Genomic DNA, 19,473 nt, shown 5'->3' on the forward strand with positions numbered 1-19,473 from the left:
CATTTATCAAAATAATTAGTATCTTTCAATCTCAAAATCAACACAATATGACTTGGGCAGCAAAACTGATAAAACACAAAGATGAAAATAGAATTGCCGTCTATTTTGAAAAAAATCAAGACCTAATCGCCCGTATCAAACAAATATAAGGCGCACGATGGAGCCAGCAAAAAACGGTTTGGCACCTCCCAGACGCAGAGGAAAACAGAGTACGTTTCAACATAGCACCCTTGACAAATTCGCTCCCTTCAAGCGAAGGAATAGCACAAATAAAAAAATTCAAATAATGGATGTGTTCCAAGCGCTATAGCGAAAGCACCATTACTACTTATAGCGAAGCCTTGAAATCTTTCTTGATTTTCTATCGAGAAAAACCAGTTATAGAAATCAATAATGCGGACGTGATTATCTATAACAACGAGTATATTCTAAAAAATAATCTTTCGGCTTTTTATCAAAATCAGATTGTCAATGCCATCAAATTATTTTTTAGAACCATCCTAGAAACAAAAATTGAAGTTGATAAAATTCATCGACCAAAACGAGCCAAACTATTGCCTAATGTTTTAAGCAAAGAAGAAATAAAATTGATATTAAATGCCCATAGTAACATCAAAAATAAAATGATGCTTTCGTTAATTTATAGTTGTGGTTTGCGCACAATTTAGCTGTTAAACTTAAAACCTGCTGATACAGATTCTAAAAGAGGTATTGTCATCATCAGACAAAGCAAAGGTAAGAAAGACAGAATTACACCTTTGTCATCAAAAATATTAGCCGTGCTTAGAGAATATTATACCATTTACAAACCTAAAACTTTGCTATTTGAAGGACAATTTGTTGGCGTATCTTATTCTAAAAAAAGTCTGCAAAGTATTTTAAAGCAAGCACTACAAAAAACAGGTATAAATAAGCCCATAACTTTACATTGGTTGAGACACAGTTTCGCTACTCATTTACTAGAAAGCGGCACCAATCTTAGATATATTCAAGAATTATGAGGGCATCGCAGCAGTAAAACTGCCGAAATTTACACTTACGTAAGTACAAAAAGTATTCAACAAATAAAAAGTCCATTTGATGATTTGTAGAAAAATATTTATACATTTGATATGAAATAAAGGCTGATCGCTGTCAGACTTATCTCTCTAAATTTGGGGTGATAAGTCTGATTTTATCAGACCTATATACTAGTTAGCGGCAAGCATGAACAACGAAACAACAAAAAACAGTTAATGATGAGAACAACATTTTTAATACTACTCATAGGTCATGGACTTATCCATCTACTTGGCTTTGTCAAAGCTTTCGGACTTTCAGATGTAAAACAACTTACACAAACTATTTCAAAACCTTTTGGAGTGATTTGGCTATTGGCCTTTGTTTTCTTTGCTTTAGCAGCTGGAATGTTTGCCTTCAAAAATAGTTGGTGGTGGATGTTTGGACTTACTGCATTGGTTACTTCCCAATTCCTAATTGTTATATTCTGGCAGGATGCTAAATTTGGAACAATTGCAAATGTAATTATTCTAATTGTATCAATCATCGGATATGGCACTTGGAGTTACTATGGCAAATATAAAAATGATGTAAAAACTGGTTTGAAACAAAAAGAATACTTTCAAAATTCCGAACTTTCAGAATCAGATATCCAACAACTTCCTGAGCCAGTAAAAAAATATCTTCGTTATACAGGTTCTATTGGTAAACCCAAAGTGAATAATTTTAAAATTGAATTTAAGGGAAAAATTAGAAAGGACGAAAAATCAGAATGGATGCCATTTACTTGTGAACAGTATAACTTTATGGAAACTCCAACTCGCTTGTTTTTTATGAAAGCGGCAATGAAAGGTCTACCAATTGGAGGTTATCATAGCTTTAGAAATGGAGTGGCATATATGGACATAAGACTTTTTTCACTATTCACAGTGCAATATTTAGACGGAGCTGAGATGAATTTGTCGGAGACTGTTACTTTTTTTAATGACATGTGCGTGGTGGCTCCACCAACTCTAATCGACAAACGAATAAAGTGGTTAGAGGTCGGAAACAATAAAGTGAAGGCATCTTTTACTAATAATAACATCACAGTATCTGCATGGCTGTATTTTAATGACAAAGGTGAACTTATAAACTTTATTTCCGATGATCGCTATGCCGGTGATACAGGAAAACAATTCCCTTGGTCAACACCTTTGAAAGATTACCATGAAATAAATGGATACAGACTGATGGGAAATGCTGAGACTATCTATAGTTATCCTGACAGAGATTTGGTATATGGAACTTTCAAACTCACAAGAATAGAATATAATTGCAAAGGCATTGATTAAATTGAATACTATTAAAAAAAAGCACACAATCGAGTAGACGGCTTTGCCTACCGCTTGGCGGGCATTTTTGTTGAGTCGAAATCCAAAGCTATTCATACTAAAATCCTTTTCGAATCTCGGCATCATCGCTTGCGATACAGCTAGTTGAAGCAGTCTGTCGACTACTGTTGGAATTCCTAAAAATCGGAACTTTCCGCCTCCTTTTGGAATCTCAACGCCAAGAATGGGTTGTGGTAAATAACGGTTATTGGTAATGTTTTCCAGTAATGAAAACTTATGTTCACGGAAATAATCCGCTAGTTGACTGGTTTTTAATCCATCAACGCCCGCACTGCGTTTATTGACCACTACTTGGCGTAGCGCCTTTTGGAGATTGTAAGGATGTGTTACTTGTGCAATCATACTTGGTGTTTTACATTAAATTCTTCCTGTTCCGCTTTTCTAGGGTTATAACTTTTATTCTGATGAAAATTGAGAACCACTTGCGTTAGGTCCTTCCTTGTTTGTGAGTCCTGTACCATTTCTATTGGTAACTTGTTACCCCAAGTACTATGACTTCTGCTGACTTCTTGACCGACCCACTCGTGATTGTGAAGACCTCCCTCGGTAAACACTTCGTCTTTCCGTCTATCCCCGATGCATCTACTAAACAAACCTGTTTTCTCTAGGCTTCGTATTGCTGTGCATACTTACTCAATTTAGCCAGCCTCTTATGCGCTTTGTATTCCTCTGTACAGACTTTTGCCGTTTGGCTTCCTTCACTGCATGGATCACTTCAAACCAGCTTACCACGTGCTAATCGGCTCAATATAAATCAACAACTTGCAGGTAAAGGACTTGCACCCTCTGGATAAAATTCCTACCTTTAAAGAATTGGAAGTGTATGAAAAGCAAACACAACAACTAAAACGGATTTGGGCAATTGGCTTAATAGAAAGTTGGTTTTGTAATTGGGATGATTTGCTTCGCCTATTCGCTATCGCTCGGGTGGAAGATCCGAAAATAGGGATTAATATAGTCCAAAACCCGCTTTTGTATCAGAACGTTATGCTGAATTGTTCCGTTAACGAGTAACAAACAACAACATAAAGGAAAACGACATTTCAAATCCTGAAACTTCACAAATGAAAATTAAGTATCCGCAATCGTACCCTCATTCCTTCTCAGTAGAAGAAGTTGTGATCGCATTCCAAACTGATTCTGAATCAGGGTTGAGCCAATCCGAAGCAGAGAAACGAACAAGAGAGTTTGGTCCGAATATTTATCAAGCTCAAAAGCAAAAAAGTATTTGGCTTATGATGCTTTTGCAATTCAAGAGCCCAATTGTCTATTTGTTGTTCTTTGCTGTTGCTGTTACTTTTTATTTTCAAAATGTTATTGAAGCAATAGCCATTCTTGTGGTAATAATGGTAAATGCTTTAATAGGATTTTTAATGGAGTTGCAAGCACGCAATTCGATGAATGCGTTGAAGGAAATGGATGTAATACATTCGAAAGTTATCCGTGATGGAAAAGTTCAAGAGATTCCATCTGAAAAAATAGTTCCGGGAGATATAATAGTGTTGGAAGCTGGTGATGTAATTCCAGGTGATGCACATCTGATAGAATCCAATCAGTTGCAGTGCGAGGAATCTTCTCTCACAGGAGAGTCACTTCCTACAGAAAAGAATACAGACAAACTTGCGAAAGATATTGCCCTTGGAGACCAATTCAACATGGTATTCAAAGGCACATCTGTTACAAATGGAACCGGGAAAGCTGTCATAACAGGAATTGCTCAACATACTCAATTAGGCACCATCACCTCTTTAGTCGAAAGTTCTGAAGAAAAAGAAACACCGCTTGATAAAAAGATAGGAGCGTTAAGTAAAAAGTTGATATGGATTACGTTGGCAATGACAGGCATTTTTGCAATCACAGGAATTATTCAAGGCAAAGACTGGGTTCTGATTTTAGAGACTTCCATCGCTTTATCGGTTGCGGCTTTTCCAGAAGGGCTTCCTATTGTTGCCACAGTAGCTTTGGCTTATGGAATGCTTTTGATGGCAAAGCGAAATGCTATCGTTAAAAAATTATCGGCTGTAGAAACATTAGGAAGTACCAATGTGATATTGACCGATAAGACAGGCACTTTAACAGAAAATAAAATATATGTAGATACTTTTTCTTTTCCCAATGAAAAAATAAAAGTTTCAATCAAAGACAATGTGTTGAGTTTTGCAGAAGGGAATATTAAAAAAAGTGAAGCTGAATTTCAAAAATTAATATTAATAGGTGCGTTATGTAATAATGCTTCACCAAAGAAGGGAGATGACAAAACTGAATTGATAGGTGACCCAATAGAAATTGCTTTGGTACACCTCGCAGACGCATCAGGTTCTTCTACTAAAGAACTGAAATTACAATATGAAAGAACTGGTGAGATACCTTTTAGTTCTGACACAAAAATCATGGGTACTTTGCACAAAAATTCAAACGGATACTTTGTAGCTGCTAAAGGTTCTGTAGAACATTTGTTGATAAAATGTAGTAAGATACAGACTGGAGACACCATACAAAACCTGAGCGAGGAAGACCGAAAAAATATTTTGGCGCAATCTGAAGAGATGGCTGCCGATGGTTTACGGGTGCTGGCTTTTGCCTTTAAGGAAGAAGCAGAAATTAACAAAGATGATTTTTTGAATTCATTAGTGTATGTAGCGATGATTGGATTCTTGGACCCTCCCCGATTGGATATTAAAGAAGCCATGTTGACTTGTCGTAAAGCAGGTATCAAGATTGTAATGATTACAGGTGACCACCCTTTAACAGCTCTTAATATTGCCAAAAAAGTAGGATTAGTAGATGAAAACGAACAAAATGCAATTACGGGAATAGATATGCCCGATATGGAATCGCTTTCAGATGAATGGAATAAAAAGATACTTTCCACGGCCGTATTTGCTCGTACCACTCCCAAACAAAAACTTGAAATTGTAGCTACTTATCAAAAAGCAGGTAACATTGTAGCAATGACAGGTGATGGCGTAAATGATGCGCCTGCGCTTAAAAAGTCAGACATTGGGATTGCTATGGGTTTGAGAGGTACGCAAGTGGCTAAAGAGACTGCCAGCATTATTCTTAAAGACGATTCGTTTGAATCCATTGCACAGGCAGTATCGCATGGAAGAGAGATATTCCAGAACATACAAAAGTTTGTGATATATCTTGTCTCCTGTAATTTGAGTGAAATATTTATTGTGACTACTTTAGGTTTTGTTGCTCCTGCGTCTACATTACTTCCATTGCAAATCCTGTTCTTAAATATGGTAACGGATGTATTTCCAGCACTCGCACTCGGTTTAGGAAAAGGAGATAAAACCGTTATGGAAAGACCACCAAGAGATCCTAAACTTCTTATTTTATCTAATAGAGATTGGATTACTATTTCTTTATATGCTGCTGCTATGACCTTAGCAATAATTGTTGCTGTGTTTTATTGCAAACAAACTATTTCAACTGATTCCAAAATTATAAACAATGTCGCATTTATTACGCTTGCCTTTGCCCAACTGTTTCATGTATTCAATATGTCCTCACCACATTCAAATTTTTTTGTGAATGACATCACCAAAAATAAATTTGTATGGATAGCTCTTTTAATTTGCACCGCTCTAATGGTATTGGTTTTTGCAATACCTCAGATGCGTTCCGTACTCCGTTTGGACGTGCTGCCTGCTCAAGTTTGGCTCGTGTCAATTTTAGCGGGATTGATTCCATTGTTGTTAGTTCAGGTGTATAAATTTATTTGGAAGAGAAAAAGTTTAAAATAAACCAACAATTAAAGTGGATTTCTACAACATAGCTCACGAAGACGATTCAAAATGACAAAACAAGTTGACGACAGAAAAATGCCTGCCTTTCATAGCTGTTTGGCAAAAGTGGCGGTTCAGTGCTTCGTAAAAACATTTGTGGTTCATCAAACATCGGTTCTCCGTATCAACATTTGTGGTAAAATCCGCCACCTTAACCAACCCGATAGCGCTAATATAATACAATCGTTAGCGCAGTTTTGCAAACTGTGCCCATAACGATAAGCCACTAACACAAAAAACTATGCCCCAAAAAAAGCCCCACATGGGGCTTTTTAAATATAATAAATTCAAGTTTTATTTATTCAAATACATTTTTCTTCTGAAGTACAGTTCGTAGAACTTATCGTCTTTCGGCCATCAATTTCGCAACTCTTTCTACCTGAATAAAAATGACAATATTAATGCGCGATGCTTTTTGGAATACTTATTAAGAATGGTAACTGAAAAATGCGAAATTATATGAGTGGTAAGTTTCATGAAAAGTCAACCATAATAAATTTACTTGTTTTTTTATTCCAATTATTGAAAAATTAATTTATATAAAAATTAATTATATTTTCATAATTCACAGATAATTACCTCAACCATTAATATTTAGCTACATTCGAAAACTAATCCTTATTTAAACAAAAGGTAAAAATTCAACCCCAATTAAACAATCATTTTATGATCAAGAAACAAATTCTCGCATTTTTATTTATTGCGCTATCAATTGTAAGCTGTAGTAAAGACGAACCGACATCGACACCAGCAATTGCATTTACACAGGCAGAAGGAAAAGCTGTAAATGGAGAATATACTATTACAGGAACAATTACTTCTTCGGTAGCCTTATTAAAAGTTATTCTTACGAAAGAAGGGAGTGCAACACCATTTATTGTTGATGACACAACAGCAAAAAATAAAAACAACTATCCTTACTCTTACCTAATTACTGGTATTACCAAGGACACTTACATTATGATTGATGTCTATGATCAGAACAACACAAAAACCTCTACGAGATTTTTAATCAGAGTATAGTAGTGCTATTAATAACCAGAAAGCTCATTTTTACATTTGGGCTTTTTTTATCTTTAAATTTCAAAGGTGGTACGTACAAATATATTATACTACCAAGTGGTCCTTTCAAAAAACACACACGCACAAAAAAAGCCCCAAACGGGGCTTTTTATATTTAATAAATTCAAGTTTTATTTACTCAAATACATTTTTCTTCTGGAGTACAATTCGTAGAATTGATCGTCTTTCAAGTCATCAATAAACAAGATTCTTTCTCCTGTTGATTTCATTTCTGGTCCTAACGCTTTATTCACATTATGAAACTTGCTGAAAGAAAAAACCGGTTGCTTGATGACATATCCTTTCAACTGTGGATTAAATTTAACATCGGTTACTTTATTATGCCCTAACATTACTTTAGTCGCATAACTTACATAAGGTTCTCCATATGCTTTTGCAATAAATGGAACCATACGAGATGCCCTAGGATTCGCTTCAATAATATAAACAATATCGTCTTTTATAGCAAACTGAATGTTGATTAAACCAACCGTTCTCAAAGCCAACGCAATATTCTTGGTATGGTCTTTTATTTGTTGCATTACAAATTCGCCTAAGTTAAACGGTGGCAAAGTGGCGTTACTGTCTCCAGAGTGTACTCCGCATGGTTCCGTGTGCTCCATAATCCCTATGATGTACACATTTTCTCCGTCGCAAATTGCATCAGCTTCGGCTTCAATTGCTCCATTTAAATAATGGTCTAAAATCCCGATATTTCGGGAGAACTGACGTTGGCAGTAATTGCAAAAAAAAAATCGGATTCTATATTTATTACGTCCTAAATTCGTATTTCTGTACGTATAAATATTTTACGTTATGGATACTAAACTCACATTGAAGCTTAATCAAGAGATAATTGAAAAAGCGAAACATTATGCGTCTGAAAAAAAATTAAGCTTACCTCGAATTATAGAAAATTACCTTAATTCTTTGACTTCAGATAAAACAAATAATGACATACAAATTTCACCTTATGTAAAAAGTCTTTCTTTAGGAATTAGCATTCCAGCTGATTACGATTACAAAAAAGAGCATGCTGAATATTTAGAACAAAAATACAAATGAGCAAAATTTTTTTAGATACCAACGTAATATTAGATTTATTGGGAGAAAGAGTTCCTTTTTTTGATTCAATAGCTAAGGTTGCTACCTTGGCAGATCAAAAAAAAATTACCTTAATTGTTTCTCCTTTTTCATTTACGACAATAGATTACGTTTTAAATAAATATGAAATATCAGAATCTATTTTGAATAAACTTCGAAAGTTTAAAATAATCTGTGAGGTTTATGAGGTTAATGAAGAAACAATAGACAAAGCGTTAAATTCGAGTTTTAAAAATTTTCCAGATGCTGTCCAATATTTTACTGCTTTACAATCTAACTGCTCAATAATTATAACTAGAAACGGAAAAGACTTTAAGCATTCTACAATTCCAATTATGACAGCTGAGAAATATTTATGTAGCATTATGTAAACCGACTACTGCCAACAGCTAGAGTTCGTTGCGTCTATAGCACCAACAATAAAACTCTTGCTGTTGCGCGTAATCGAAACATGAAATCAAACAAATGAACCCTGAATTAAATTTATTACTAACAAAAGAAGGTTTAGATATGAGCGACGACCTTAATGCTCCTAATAAACGGTTAAGAAACTAGGATACAAAATAAAGTTCCAAATAGAATCGCTATGTGACACACTTCTTAGTAAACGAAACGGATTTACGTTATATTCGGGAATTATTAGAGCGCAATAGTAGAAAAACTCATAGTCAATGAAGTACCAAAAGCATTCAGCAAATAAAAAGTCATTTTGATGATTTGTAATAAAAGATTATCTATACATTTGGAAAGACTAGGCTATTCAATAGCGATTACAGACAGGCTGCCAATACTTATAGATCCTTTACGATTTTAAACTTTTCAATTTTTAAAAATAAACCTTATGAAATCCAAACAAATTCTTCTTTTAATATTATTTATTTCCACTTCGCTTTTTGCGCAAAGCACAGCACCACAATTAGATAAAATTAAGCAGCAAGATCTAAAAGATGATTTATATGAACTGGCGGGTGACGCCTTTCGGGGACGAAGAGGAGGAGAACTTGGCGAAATGCGAGCTTCTGTTTGGGTGGCTCAAAAGGCCCGTGAAGCTGGCCTTAAACCTGCAGGCGAAGATGGAACCTACTTCCAATTCTTTAATCTGAAACGCAGCCGTGTGGCCAATAGTAGTACTGTTAGTGTAAATGGTAAAGCGCTTGATCTTTGGAAAGAAATTTGGCCAACTAATTTGGTTGACACTACCCTAGAAGGCTCCGTAGTTTGGTTGGACAAAATACCGGATAATACTGTCGATTTGAAAGGCAAAATTGTAGCTATGAATATTATGCCTCCAACCCCCATTATTCAAGACTGGGTGAGCCTCTGGCAATATCGTTATACCGCTTCTGCCATGAACCAGCAGGGAAAAGAACTCCTCAGCCGCGGTGTTACTGCTATCATTTTTATTGCTGATGATACGGTAGAATCACTTATTTCGTTTACGGGATTTCATTATCAGGAAGGAAGTTATGGAATTGAAGGTGCCGAATCCTCTACTGCAGCTACGGTACCAATTATATTGGCAAGTAAACAGTTAAAGAATATATTTTCTAAACAAGGCGCTTATTTAAAAACTAATTTGAAGGTAGAGAATTTTGACTATCCTTCTATTAATGTTATTGCAAAGGTTGATGGAACTGATCCTAAACTGAAAGAGGAATATGTTTTATTCAGCGGTCACCAGGACCATGACGGAGTAGGACCTGCTGTTAACGGTGATCCTATCTGGAACGGTGCTGATGATAATGCATCAGTAACAGTAGCGATGCTTGCAATAGGGAATGCGTGGAGTACACAACCCGCTAAGCGATCGGCTTTATTTGTGTGGCACGGATCTGAGGAAAGAGGTTTATTGGGTTCTCGCTATTTTGTTAGTCATCCCACCGTTAAACTGCCCTCCATAGTTGCTGTTTTAAATGGCGATATGATAGGACGCAATGCACCAGATTCTGCGGCGCTATTAGGCGTAACAGAACCTCATCTTAATTCTTCTGACCTTGTAGCTATCACTTTAGCAGCTAATAAAAGTATTGCCAACTTCAAAGTAGATACTTCTTGGGATGCTGCAGATCACCCAGAGAATTGGTACTTCCGAAGCGATCATCTTCCCTATGCTCAAGCTAATGTTCCAGCAATATTTTTTACCACTTTATTACACCCTGACTACCATACCCCCTTCGATAGCCCAGATAAAATTGACTATCTAAAACTGACTAAGATGACAAAGTGGATCTATGAAACCGGATGGAGAATTGCTGAAAGTGCCAAACGTCCTGCTTTAACTATTGAAATAAAAAGTAAAAAATAACTAACTATTATGTTCTTAATAGACAAGCCATTTGTTTCCGATTTTCTTATCAAAACAATAAAAGATAATGATTATAAAATAATTGCAACCAAAGTAGCAAAAGAATTGGTAAAAGATGATTCTTTGTCATGGATAGCCGAAGAGGAAGCAATCGCTTTACTAAAAAATAATCCAGAAATTTCTCTTTACAGCAATTCAGAGAACGCATTAGCTTGGATCGATCAATATTATGGAGAAAGTGAATTATCAAGTCAATTACAAGTTTTAAAAAATAAAGTAAAGTTTAGAGAACTTATAAAAGAGCTGTTTCCCGACTTTTATTTCAAGCAAATAAGTATTGAAGAAATCCAACGATTGTCCGATGATGAAATTCGGTTCCCTTTTGTAATTAAACCTGCTGTTGGTTTCTTTAGCATAGGAGTTCATATAGTAGAAAATGAGAAAGACTGGATAAAAGCTAAAAGTGAGTTACAACCGGATAAACTTAAAAGTATATTTCCTGAAAATGTATTAAACACAAGTAATTTTATTATTGAAGAATTTATTCGTGGAGAAGAATATGCAATCGATTATTATTACGACAATAATGGAGATGCTGTTTTGTTAAACGTTTTACACCACCTCTTTTCATCCGGAACAGACACGAGTGATCGGGTTTATTCAACATCCAAAGCAATCATTGAAAAGTATAAAATTGATCTTGAATGTTTTTTAAGTAAAATTGGTAAAGAGTTACATTTAAAAAATTTTCCGGCTCATGCAGAAGTCCGCATAGATGAAAATGGGAAAATAATTCCCATCGAAGTAAACCCTTTACGCTTTGGTGGATTTTGCACCACGGCCGACCTTCTAGGAGTAACTTTAGGATTTAATGAATACAAATGCTTTTGTGAAAACAAAAAACCAGACTGGGATACTATATTTAAAGGAAAAGAGAATAAAACATTTAGTGTCATTATTTTGGATAATAATTCGGGAATAATCCCTTCGGATATTTTAGGATTTAACTATTCAGGTCTTGCTAAAGATTTTGAAAAACCGATAGTAATTAGAGAATTAGATATAAATAAATATCCTGTATTTGGATTTGCTTTTATTGAAAGTGCAGCCAGTAATAAAAAGGAATTAAATGATATTCTAACCTCTGATTTAAGAAAATATATTGTATCGAAATAATGAAAATTTTAAAGCTCAAAAAACTTTTTTTAGCTACATCATTTATTAACTCTATGTCCTTGTTTGCCTTTATAAAAAATCATCATGAAAATAAGATATGAGATATTTTCCCCCGCTAGCGCACGAACCCGACCGCTCGGATATCTTATTTTTCGGATAACAATAGCGGATTTGCAATCCGTTCCCACAAAGAGAATGATTCAGCGAGAAATTATGCTAGTTTCGAGAGTGAATTAGAGGTAGTTTTATTAGAAATATTTTTATATTATTTACGGGCACGGATTGCAAATCCGCACTATTGAGTAAACAGGTGTTTATTAGTGAATCTACCCACAAAAAAAGCCCCCGCGCTCCGATATGTTCATCGGATTGTGTCACGCGGAGGCCGCCCTGATATGGCGGTCAAAATTCCTACTTTAGCTGCAGCAGTTCCTTATTTATTGTGGACAACCAACAACTGAAGAAGCCGAAAAAATAAAAACACACATCATGGCGCAGTATGCCGGTTTAGACACCAAAGTAAATGAGTGTTGCCCCGCTTTTGAAGCCATACTCAAAAAAAATAAAGTAGAACATACCGCTTATTTCTATGAATCATGATTTTCATAATAAAACAACGCCCAGATACGACCAAGCAGCCGCCTCTTTATCTTGGACACGAACCATTGATTTTTTTAAGGAAAAATTGAAGAACAAATAAATTTATATTTTAACATTTAGAAAGTCCCTTGATTGGGACTTTTTTTATAGTTAATTTTTAAAGAAAATACTGCATAAATACAAAGGAGATAGAAATTTGGTTATATTTGAAAAATAAATAAAATCTGATGTTTATAAGACAAAGCGACCCAATTTAGGGATGATAAGTCGGAATCATTAGGCCTTTCTTGTTGTGTGCAGTTTTACAAACAATACTAAAATTATGAGAAATGGAAATTCCTGAATATATAACATATTATCAAAGTAGTTACTACGATGAAGTATTTGGACGAATGAATGATTTCCCAGTTCCAACAAGTCAAACTAAAAGCAAGGAAAAGATTATTGAGTTTAAAGAAAGAGTTAATAAATTATTGGAATTAGCGAAAAAAGAAACGTGGCCACATAAAAGTAAACCAATAATTACTGTAGAAATAAAAGGTTCAAAAAACTACATTAATAGAATTGATATCGATAATGTTTTAAAGCTTTTGTTTGACATTTTTAAGAAAAAAGTCTTTGTCGACGACAAACAAATCTTTTCAATAATGGCTTCAAAATTTATCGTTGAAGATAACGGAGAAGAAGAAATTCACGGATTCTTAGTTGGTTTGCGGATATTAGCTAACACCGAAAGAAACTTTTGTATTCCTGACATGTATTCAATGAATCTAGAAAAAATGATTGAAAACGGTAAAACCAAAATGTGGAAAGCAATAGAAATTAAATAAAAACTGCAAACAACAGCTAAGGTTTCGCAAGATTTGGTTTTAGGCATATTTAAAGTTGGTCTCGTATTTAAATTATTCGTATTTAACCGAAAAATATATCTTAATTTAGTCCCAGAGCTCTTGTAGCAAGTGAAAGTTAATAGAATGCTTAAAAAATCAGTTCGAAAGAAAACATGAATTTAAAAGAAGCATAGTTTTTTTATAACATTTGGAACTAACAAAAAACATAATGATTATGAACAATGAAATAATCGAAGAAATATTTAATACAATATTACAAAGAGGCTCTTTTGAGGCATACTATCAATACCCAGACCATACAAAAACTGCAATTGGTTTAAAAGGTCAAGGTTATCTAATATCTCCACATGTTAATCCTAATATTTATTTACCAAGCAAATTAGGTGAAGAAGTTTTGCAATCAGGAGGTTGGAAATCGTATATCGAACAGAAAGAAAAACAAAGATTACAGTTAGACAAAATGCAGCATTATGAGTTTCAAAACGTTAAACTTAAGTATTATAGTTTTTGGCCAGTCTTAATTTTAGCAACTATTGGAGGGGTTTACAGTTCTATTCAAATAATAAATTCTCTATCAACACCCAAACCAAATACAGAAAGAAAAATAAAAGAGCAAAAAAAGGTAATAGTATCCAAATTGCATACTTCATCCGAAACTCAAAGACCTTTAAATGGTCTTCCTTTAAAAAGTGCCGATACAACATCTCGCTCTACTAAGAGTTAGTCGGTTTTCGCTGGGCAAATGTCTCAAATGTCACGGAGTTGAAAGCGATGAAATTTTTTCCGTGCCATTATCATTACCAGAAATATTAGAAATTATTTCAGTCCTAAAAGGAATTGTAATAGTATTTTAGAAAATGTTTTAAAATTGTTTTTAAGTTGGGGCATACAATTCAGCGGCATAACTTATTAACTTTATTAAGAAAAATATCAACTTAAATTTTAATAATAAATGAATGAATCACCTATAAAACATTATTTAGGTATCTCTGAAAATTTATTTTTTTTGATATTCGTAGTTGGCTTTTTTATATTTATTTTTATTTCCGGTCACTATAAAATTAAAGCGGAAAAAGAAAAGCAGAAAAAAGAGGAACTTGCTGGAGCAAAAGCATGGCTTGAATATCAAAATAAAAGATTTAATGAAGTAATACAAAAAAATAATAAAAAGGATAGTAACGACTTATAATTCCCGCTGCGCACCGATATGTTAATCGGAAACGGACCCCGTAACAATGAGCCACTAACAAAAAAACATATCCCACAAAAAAAGCCCCAAACGGGGCTTTTTACATATAACAAATTCAAGTTTTTATTTACTCAAATACATTTTTCTTCTAGAGTACAATTCGTAGAATTGATCGTCTTTCAAGTCATCAATAAACAAGATGCTTTCTCCTGTTGATTTCATTTCTGGTCCTAATGCTTTATTCACATTATGAAACTTGCTGAAAGAGAAAACCGGTTGCTTGATGGCATATCCTTTTAATTGCGGATTAAATTTAAAATCGGTTACTTTATTATGCCCTAACATTACTTTAGTTGCATAGTTAACATACGGTTCTCCGTAAGCTTTTGCAATAAATGGAACCGTACGAGATGCTCTAGGATTCGCTTCAATAATGTAAACGATATCATCTTTTATCGCAAACTGAATGTTGATTAAACCAACGGTTCTCAAAGCCAATGCAATATTTTTGGTATGGTCTTTTATTTGTTGCATTACAAATTCACCTAAATTAAACGGCGGCAAAGTAGCATTACTGTCTCCTGAGTGCACTCCGCAAGGTTCGATGTGCTCCATAATTCCTATGATGTACACATTTTCACCATCGCAAATCGCATCAGCTTCCGCCTCAATTGCTCCATCTAAATAATGGTCTAAAAGCAATTTATTTCCTGGAATCGTTTTCAATAAATTGATTACGTGTTCCTCTAATTCTTGTTTGTTGATTACAATTTTCATTCCCTGACCACCCAACACATAAGAAGGACGAATCAATAATGGAAAGTCCAAAACATCTGCTAAAGCCGAAGCTTCATCAGCAGTTTCAGCAATTCCAAATTGTGGAAAAGGAATTTTTAAATCGGTTAATAATTCTGAGAAACGTCCTCTGTCTTCTGCTAAATCCAAAGCGTCAAAGCTCGTTCCAATAATTTTAATACCGTATTTAGATAATTTTTCAGCCAATTTCAAAGCCGTTTGACCACCTAATTGCACGATTACGCCTTCTGGTTTTTCATGTTGGATAATATCGTAAATATGTTCCCAAAAAACGGGTTCGAAATACAATTTATCGGCTGTATCAAAATCAGTTGAAACCGTTTCTGGATTACAATTGATCATGATGGTTTCGTAACCACATTCTTTGGCAGCAAGTACCCCGTGAACACAAGAATAATCAAACTCGATTCCTTGTCCAATTCTATTTGGGCCTGACCCAAGAACAATTATTTTCTTTTTATCAGTAACAGTGCTTTCGTTGTCAACATAACGAGTACCATCCGCTTTTTCTATTTCGGCTTCAAAAGTCGAATAGTAATAAGGTGTTTTTGCTTTGAACTCCGCCGCACAAGTATCTACCAATTTAAACACACGATTGATGTTCATTGCAGTTCGCAACGTATGCACTTGGCTTTCTAAACAACCTACCATGTGAGCAATCTGTCTGTCGGCAAAACCTTTTTGTTTCGCTTCCAATAACAATTCTCTTGGCAAAGAATCAACTTTATAATTTGAAATTTCTTTTTCTAACGTATAAAGCTCTTCGTATTGTTTCAAAAACCACATATCAATTTTAGTGATTTCATGAATGCGACTCAATGGAATTCCCAACGCGATAGCATCATAAATCACAAAAACACGATCCCAACTTGCAAAAGTCAGTTTCTCGATAATCTGTTCATAATTAGTGTATCCTTTTCCGTCAGCACCCAAACCATTTCTTTTGATTTCCAAGGATTGAGTCGCTTTGTGTAACGCTTCCTGGAACGAACGTCCAATTCCCATTACTTCTCCAACGGATTTCATTTGAAGTCCTAAAGTTCGGTCAGCTCCCTCGAATTTATCAAAGTTCCAACGCGGAATTTTTACAATTACATAATCCAAAGTTGGTTCGAATAATGCCGAAGTCGATTTGGTAATTTGATTTTGCAATTCGTCTAAGTTGTACCCCAAAGCTAGTTTGGAAGCAATTTTAGCAATAGGATACCCAGTTGCTTTTGATGCCAAAGCAGAAGAACGAGACACACGAGGATTGATTTCAATCGCAACTATATCCTCTTTATCGTCCGGCGAAACGGCAAACTGCACGTTACAACCTCCAGCAAAGTTTCCAATGCTACGCATCATCAAAATTGCCATATCACGCATTTTTTGGAAAGTCGTATCAGACAAAGTCATTGCTGGCGCAACCGTAATGGAATCTCCGGTGTGAATTCCCATTGGATCCATATTTTCGATCGAGCAAATAATCACAACATTGTCGTTTTTATCTCTCAAAAGTTCTAATTCATATTCTTTCCAACCCATCAAAGCCTTATCAATCAAGACTTCGTGAATAGGAGAGGCTTCTAAACCTCTAGTCAAAAGTTCATTAAAATCTTCTTTTTTATAAACGATAGCTGCTCCTGTTCCGCCTAAAGTAAAGGAAGGACGAATTACTAATGGGAAACCAAATTCCTGAGCAATTTCTTTTCCCCTCAGATAGGAAGTACATATTTCTGCCGGTGCAGATGGCACTCCGATTTTTTTTAGAAGCTGTTTGAACTGTTCTCTATCTTCGGTAATATTGATAGCATTAACATCAACACCAATTAATTTTACGCCAAAATCCTGCCAAATCCCTTTTTCATCGGCTTCTAAACAAAGATTTAAAGCCGTTTGCCCTCCCATCGTAGGTAAAACTGCATCAATCTGAGGATGTTCTTTTAAAATTTGAATAATTGATTTTGTCGTTAAGGGCAATAAATAAATATGATCCGCCATTGAAGGATCAGTCATGATTGTTGCCGGATTAGAATTGATCAAAATAACTTCAATTCCTTCTTCACGAATAGAACGTGCAGATTGTGATCCCGCATAATCAAATTCGCATGCTTGACCAATAACGATAGGACCTGAACCTATTATTAAAACTGATTTTATGGATGTATCTTTTGGCATTGTGTAGTAATTATTGTGTTGTGTAGTTATTTTTTTTCAAAGATCAAAGTTACTCTACTTTAAACCCTTAGTCGTAAGTCTTATTCTTTTTTTAACGATTAGGTATAAAAAAAGGCGATACTAAAAAAAGTAACGCCTTATTTATGTTTATACAAACATTATTTTTTGTGTCTTGGTTCACAAGAAACAGTCAATTTATGTCTTCCTTTAGCTCTTCTACGCGCAAGAACTTTTCTTCCATTAGCAGAAGCCATTCTGTCCATAAATCCGTGCTTATTTCTTCTTTTTCTTTTCGATGGTTGAAACGTTCTTTTGCTCATTGCTTTGTATCTTTAAAATCTTATTTATATGTCTTTCTATTTCGAATAACTGTTATTCTAAAACCGAGTGCAAATATACAAAGACTTTTTTTTCTCGCAAGTAGTTTTGTAAAAATATTTTCAATTCATTTTACTATATTTGTGATCTTAAAATAATCACACTATGTTTCACAGAAATATTAAACTTATTATCGCCGGACTTATTATAGCTACTGGCATTTGGCAAATGACCGAAGGAAATATCGGTAACGGAATATTCCTTATATTATTGAGTGCAATTCCTATTTTTCTTTACTTCAAAAATGAATTCATCCTATTGGCCTTCTTAAAATTAAGAAAACAGGATTTTGAGGGTGCTAAAAAATGGTTAGCATACATCAAAAACCCGGAAACGGCTTTGGTACAAAAACAACAAGGATACTTTAATTACTTACACGGAATCATGCTTTCGCAAACGAATATTAATCAAGCAGAGAAATATTTCAAAAAAGCGATTGAACTAGGTTTATCAATGGATATGGATTTGGCTGTAGCCAAATTAAACTTAGCCGGCGTTGCCATGACACGTCGCAGAAAACTAGAAGCTACTTCCCTATTGAACGAAGCTAAAAAATTAGACAAACAGAATATGTTGAAAGATCAGATCACAATGATGAAAGATCAGATGAAAAAAATATAATTTATACAACTATAAAAAAAGGGTCAAATGATAACACATTTGACCTTTTTTTTATAGTTTATGCATAGAAGTCAACAATTTATAACTCCACTTATATTTTCTTAAATGCCTGATATCGTTTAAAAAATAGTTAATACCCTTTCAGAGGAATTTCAATTAGGTATTTTTTACCAGTATCATTTATTAATTTGGTTTCCCTGAGCCAAGGATTGTGTATTTTCAAAATCTTATAATTAATCCCTTGCCCCTTTGCAAATGCCGCCAAATCTGTAATCGAACTGTCAATTTCGATTTTCTTGGTCGGCAAAATTTCATACAGATCACCCGGAAGTATATTAAACTCATATTTTACCGGATTCTTCATGATCTCTTTCAAAGCTAAAATCCTAAAAACATAGCGAGACGTTTCTTCAGTAAGTAATAAATCATAATAGTTAGACACTTTTTGAATATCAATTTGCTTGTTCACGCCCGTCATTCCGCCGTTGTAAGAAGCTGCTGCCAATGTCCAACTTCCAAATTTTGCTTTGGCACTCAAAAAATAACGACAAGCCGCTTCCGTTGATTTTTCGAGATCATAACGCTGGTCCACATTTTCATTGACTTCCATTCCGCGTTCCTTTGCTGTATCCGGCATGAATTGCCAAACTCCCCGTGCTCCTGCAGGAGAAACGACATTCACCAAACCACTTTCTATAACTGCCAAATATTTAAAATCATCCGGAATACCGTTCTTTTTCAAAATAGGTTCAATTACTGGAAAAGCACGATTGGCTCTTTTTATGGCCAAAATAGTTGTCGCATGCAAATTAATATTTACCAGTAATTCTCTATCTAAGCGTTCTTTGACATCTGAAATTTTCAAAGGCGTTTCTTCTCCTGCAAAATCAGGTTTTACAGGAAAATAATCAGAAACTCCTTCCTTGACAATTTCATTCTTTGCATCATAAGTGGTTGCAAAAACAAAAAGTCCACTTATAAAAATCACGAGACTAATTATTCCAACTTTTTTTATCAATTCCAT

General features: G+C 34.7%; 18 protein-coding genes. 13 read left to right on the forward strand and 5 right to left on the reverse strand.

Translation table 11 applies throughout. The features are described 5' to 3' along the window. Positions 1-290: 290 nt before the first annotated feature. From C4S35_RS16125 to C4S35_RS16135, 3 genes are all read left to right on the forward strand, one after another. On the forward strand, positions 291-668 hold the full coding sequence (locus tag C4S35_RS16125; RefSeq protein WP_104000599.1) for a tyrosine-type recombinase/integrase: 378 nt from the start codon (positions 291-293) through the stop codon (positions 666-668). Beyond that, on the forward strand, positions 669-1,001 hold the full coding sequence (locus tag C4S35_RS16130; protein WP_279627800.1) for a tyrosine-type recombinase/integrase: 333 nt from the start codon (positions 669-671) through the stop codon (positions 999-1,001). A gap of 234 nt (positions 1,002-1,235) precedes the next feature. Further along, a complete protein-coding gene (locus tag C4S35_RS16135) occupies positions 1,236-2,333 on the forward strand; it encodes a DUF6544 family protein (RefSeq protein ID WP_244175280.1) in 1,098 nt (365 codons plus the stop codon). A gap of 398 nt (positions 2,334-2,731) precedes the next feature. On the opposite strand, the gene C4S35_RS13070 is transcribed toward C4S35_RS16135, so the two are convergent. Further along, complete coding sequence (locus tag C4S35_RS13070; RefSeq protein ID WP_146059549.1) at positions 2,732-2,986, reverse strand: hypothetical protein; 255 nt, start codon at positions 2,984-2,986, stop codon at positions 2,732-2,734. A gap of 471 nt (positions 2,987-3,457) precedes the next feature. Between C4S35_RS13070 and C4S35_RS13080 the strand changes: the two genes are divergently transcribed. Together C4S35_RS13080 and C4S35_RS13085 are read left to right on the forward strand one after the other, a co-directional pair. Next, complete coding sequence (locus C4S35_RS13080) at positions 3,458-6,145, forward strand: cation-translocating P-type ATPase (RefSeq protein ID WP_104000603.1); 2,688 nt, start codon at positions 3,458-3,460, stop codon at positions 6,143-6,145. Positions 6,146-6,853: 708 nt separating this feature from the next. Beyond that, the gene (locus C4S35_RS13085) at positions 6,854-7,210 is read left to right on the forward strand and encodes a hypothetical protein (protein WP_104000604.1); all 357 of its coding nucleotides are present in this window, start codon (positions 6,854-6,856) and stop codon (positions 7,208-7,210) included. 170 nt (positions 7,211-7,380) lie between these two features. Here C4S35_RS13085 and C4S35_RS13090 read toward each other — a convergent pair whose 3' ends face one another. Beyond that, positions 7,381-8,055, reverse strand: coding sequence for an ATP-binding protein (locus C4S35_RS13090; RefSeq protein WP_279627801.1), 675 nt, complete (start codon positions 8,053-8,055; stop codon positions 7,381-7,383). A gap of 10 nt (positions 8,056-8,065) precedes the next feature. On the opposite strand from C4S35_RS13090, the gene C4S35_RS13095 reads away from it, so the two are divergent. From C4S35_RS13095 to C4S35_RS13130, 7 genes are all read left to right on the forward strand, one after another. Then, positions 8,066-8,314 (forward strand): DUF6364 family protein, encoded by a 249-nt coding sequence (locus C4S35_RS13095; protein WP_104000605.1) that lies wholly within the window; start codon positions 8,066-8,068, stop codon positions 8,312-8,314. Beyond that, a complete protein-coding gene (locus C4S35_RS13100; RefSeq protein ID WP_104000606.1) occupies positions 8,311-8,724 on the forward strand; it encodes a type II toxin-antitoxin system VapC family toxin in 414 nt (137 codons plus the stop codon). The genes C4S35_RS13095 and C4S35_RS13100 overlap by 4 nt, the downstream gene beginning before the upstream one ends. A 743-nt stretch (positions 8,725-9,467) precedes the next feature. Next, a complete protein-coding gene (locus tag C4S35_RS13105) occupies positions 9,468-10,658 on the forward strand; it encodes a M28 family peptidase (RefSeq protein WP_208618885.1) in 1,191 nt (396 codons plus the stop codon). Between the two features lie 9 nt (positions 10,659-10,667). Beyond that, the gene (locus tag C4S35_RS13110) at positions 10,668-11,834 is read left to right on the forward strand and encodes an ATP-grasp domain-containing protein (protein ID WP_104000608.1); all 1,167 of its coding nucleotides are present in this window, start codon (positions 10,668-10,670) and stop codon (positions 11,832-11,834) included. A 929-nt stretch (positions 11,835-12,763) separates the two neighbouring features. After that, positions 12,764-13,264: a RusA family crossover junction endodeoxyribonuclease gene (locus C4S35_RS13120; RefSeq protein WP_104000609.1), complete on the forward strand. Its 501-nt coding sequence runs from the start codon at positions 12,764-12,766 to the stop codon at positions 13,262-13,264. A 235-nt stretch (positions 13,265-13,499) separates the two neighbouring features. Then, entirely contained in the window at positions 13,500-14,009 is a 510-nt protein-coding gene (locus C4S35_RS13125; RefSeq protein ID WP_146059550.1) for a hypothetical protein, read from the forward strand. A gap of 228 nt (positions 14,010-14,237) precedes the next feature. Beyond that, complete coding sequence (locus C4S35_RS13130) at positions 14,238-14,474, forward strand: hypothetical protein (protein ID WP_104000611.1); 237 nt, start codon at positions 14,238-14,240, stop codon at positions 14,472-14,474. 123 nt (positions 14,475-14,597) lie between these two features. Here the strand turns inward: C4S35_RS13130 and carB are convergent, their stop codons facing one another. Beyond that, positions 14,598-17,450 (reverse strand): carbamoyl-phosphate synthase large subunit, encoded by a 2,853-nt coding sequence (gene carB / locus C4S35_RS13135; protein ID WP_104000612.1) that lies wholly within the window; start codon positions 17,448-17,450, stop codon positions 14,598-14,600. Between the two features lie 158 nt (positions 17,451-17,608). Beyond that, the gene (rpmH, locus tag C4S35_RS13140) at positions 17,609-17,770 is read right to left on the reverse strand and encodes a 50S ribosomal protein L34 (RefSeq protein WP_007136275.1); all 162 of its coding nucleotides are present in this window, start codon (positions 17,768-17,770) and stop codon (positions 17,609-17,611) included. A gap of 163 nt (positions 17,771-17,933) precedes the next feature. Between rpmH and C4S35_RS13145 the strand changes: the two genes are divergently transcribed. Then, positions 17,934-18,449, forward strand: coding sequence for a hypothetical protein (locus C4S35_RS13145; RefSeq protein WP_104000613.1), 516 nt, complete (start codon positions 17,934-17,936; stop codon positions 18,447-18,449). A 130-nt stretch (positions 18,450-18,579) separates the two neighbouring features. Here C4S35_RS13145 and C4S35_RS13150 read toward each other — a convergent pair whose 3' ends face one another. Further along, positions 18,580-19,473 carry a lytic transglycosylase domain-containing protein gene (locus tag C4S35_RS13150; protein WP_104000614.1) on the reverse strand — a complete coding sequence of 298 codons (894 nt, stop codon included), beginning with the start codon at positions 19,471-19,473 and terminating at the stop codon, positions 18,580-18,582.

This window comes from Flavobacterium urumqiense, from assembly GCF_900108015.1.
Taxonomy (GTDB): Bacteria; Bacteroidota; Bacteroidia; order Flavobacteriales; family Flavobacteriaceae; genus Flavobacterium; species Flavobacterium urumqiense.